General features: G+C 72.6%; 3 protein-coding genes. All 3 read right to left on the bottom strand.

What is annotated here, in order from left to right; translation table 11 throughout:
* Positions 1-915: formimidoylglutamase (gene hutG, locus ACK42S_RS17185; protein WP_409710442.1), on the bottom strand; the 915-nt coding region annotated here is incomplete at its 3' end.
* Complete coding sequence (gene hutI, locus ACK42S_RS17190) at positions 912-2123, bottom strand: imidazolonepropionase (RefSeq protein ID WP_409710446.1); 1212 nt, start codon at positions 2121-2123, stop codon at positions 912-914. The genes hutI and hutG, both read right to left, overlap by 4 nt.
* Before the next feature lie 2 nt (positions 2124-2125).
* On the bottom strand, positions 2126-2675 hold a 550-nt coding region (locus tag ACK42S_RS17195; RefSeq protein ID WP_409710449.1), incomplete at its 5' end, for an aromatic amino acid lyase.

Raw genomic sequence — 2675 nt, forward strand, 5'->3', positions numbered from 1 at the left:
CGCCTCACCCCGCCACCCCCCCGCTCCCACTTGGGGGGGGAGGCTGTCGCGGGTGGAGGGTGGGGTGAGTGTGGGGGTGTCGGCCAGCGCCACGCTGCCGCTGTCCATCACCTGGTCGACCAGGGCTTCGATATGCGCGAGCGGCACCCCCAGAGGCGCGGGCGCCGACACGCCCGGCGCCAGCGGCGCGGGCAGCACGTCCAGGCACACCGTGAGATAGACCGCATCGCACTCGGCCAGGTCGCAGGCGAGTTCGGCCTGCGCGGCCCGCAGGCCCTCGGGCGACTGCAGGGCCTCATCCAGCCAGTGGCGCACGCCCAACGCCTGCGCCCGGTCGAACAAGGCCTGGGTGTTGGCAAAGCGGCTGATGCCCAAGACGCGGTAGTCGAAAGGCCGGCCCTGTTGAGCACACCATTGCTGGATCTGCAGGAAGGGAGTGCCCGAATTGCCCTGGCGGGCCTCGCGCAGGTCGAAGTGGGCATCGAGGTTGACGACGAGCACCCGCCGCAACGCCGGCCGGCCTTGCATCAGGCCCTGGAAGCTGCCCCAGGCCACTTCGTGGCCGCCGCCCAGCACCAGCGGCAGATGGCCTTGCGCCAGCGCCTGCGCCACGCGCGCGGCCAGCGCGGTCTGAGCCCCGTCGAGATCACCGTCTTGGCACGTCACGTCGCCGCCGTCGAACAGGGCCGGTTCGCCCAGCACGGGCAGGTTGGCCAGGGCAGCCCGCAGGGCCGCGGGCCCCTGGGCCGCCCCGGGCCGGCCGCCGTTGCGGCGCACGCCCTCGTCGCAGGCAAAACCCAACAGCACGACGCCACCGCGGCTGTCGGGGGTGAAGGCTTGCATACGCTGGTGCCAGCGGGTGGTGACGCCACTGTCTTCGGCGTCGATGCGGCCTTGCCAGGGGAAGGGGGTCATCGTGAGACCTCACCGGCCACCACCACCTGGGTGCAGGGCGTGTGGCCGAACCAGTAGCACAGTTCGTTGGGATGGTCGAGCGCCCACACGGCCAAGTCGGCGCGCTGGCCCGGGGCCGGGGTGCCGCGGTCGTGCAGGCCCAGCGCGCGCGCGGCCTGCACCGTGATGCCGCGCACGGCCTCCAGCGGGGTCAAGCGGAAGAAGCTGCAGGCCATGTGGGCCATCAGCGGCAGTGACAGCGCCGGCGAGGTGCCGGGATTGTGGTCGGTGGCCACCGCCATGGGCACGCCGGCCTCGCGCAGCGCGGCAATCGGCGGCAGCTTCGTCTCGCGCAGCATGTAGAACGCTCCGGGCAGCAGTACGGCCACGGTACCGGCGCGGCGCATCGCGGCGATGCCCTGCGCACTGAGGTGTTCGAGGTGGTCGCATGAGAGCGCGCCGAAGGCGGCGGCCAGGGCCGCGCCGCCCTGGTCGGACAACTGCTCGGCATGCAGCTTCACCGGCAAGCCCAGGCGGCGGGCGGCTTCGAAGACACGGCGCGTCTGCGCAGGCGAGAACGCCAGGTGTTCGCAAAAGGCGTCCACCGCATCGACCAGGCCTTCGGCATGCAGCGCGGGCAGCCACGCGCACACGGCATCGATGTAGTCGTCGCTGCGGCCGTCGTATTCGGGCGGCAGCGCGTGGGCCCCGAGGAAGGTGGTGCGCACCGACAGGCCCAGCGTCTCGCCCAGGCGGCGCGCCACGCGCAGGCAGCGTGCCTCGGCCTCCTGCGACAGCCCATAGCCCGACTTCACCTCCAGCGTGGTCACGCCCTGGCTGCGCAAGGCCCGTGCACGCTGCGTGGCACTGCGCAGCAGCTCGGCCTCGCTGGCGGTGCGTGTGGCGGCCACGGTCGAGCGGATGCCGCCACCGGCTCGCGCGATCTGTTCGTAGCTGGCGCCGTTCAGGCGCAGCTCGGCTTCGTCGGAGCGCCGCCCGGCGTAGACCAGATGGGTGTGGCAGTCGACCAGGCCGGGGGTGACCAGCGCGCCGTCCAGGTCGTGCTCGGCGGCCACGTCCAGGCCGGCGCTCAGTTGGCGGGCGGGGCCCACCCAGGTGATGCAGGGGCCTTGCGTGAGCAGGGCGCCGTCGTCGACCAGGCCCCAGCCCTCGCCGGCCAGCGTGGCCAGGCGGGCGTGGCGCCAGAGGATGAGCGGGGGGGAGGGCATCTTCAGTCCGTCCAGAGCCGCGCGAGCAGGTCTTCATTGCCGGCCGCGGCTGCGCCCTGCAGCACCAGGGCCTTGGCCGCCTCGATGTCGGGCGCGAAGAGCCGGTCCTGGCTGTAGAAGGGCACGTGCGCGCGCAAGAGGGCGTGGACACGCTGCAGGCGCGGCGAGGTCAGCAGCGGGCGGTGGAAGTCCACGCCCTGGGCGGCGGCCAGCCACTCGATGGCCAGGATGGTGGCGGTGTGGTCGGCCATCGCGTCCAGCCGGCGTGCGGCATGGGTGGCCATGCTCACATGGTCTTCCTGGTTGGCGCTGGTGGGCAGGCTGTCCACGCTGGCTGGGTGCGCCAACAGTTTGTTTTCGGACGCCAAAGCCGCGGCGGTGACGTGAGCGATCATGAAGCCGCTGTTCAGCCCGGGGTTGTCCACCAGGAAGGGCGGCAGCCCCGAGAGGGTGCTGTCGATCAGCAAGGCGATGCGCCGCTCGGACAGCGCGCCGATCTCGGCCAGCGCCAGCGCCAGGGTGTCGGCAGCGAAGGCCACGGGCTCGGCGTGG

It is taken from the genome of Caldimonas sp. (genome assembly GCF_046289365.1).
GTDB lineage: Bacteria > Pseudomonadota > Gammaproteobacteria > Burkholderiales > Burkholderiaceae_C > Caldimonas.

Excerpts from the sequence above, each read along its gene's own strand:
- hutI (WP_409710446.1), bottom strand. The coding sequence starts at position 2,123 with ATGCCCTCCCCCCCGCTCATCCTCTGGCGCCACGCCCGCCTGGCCACG.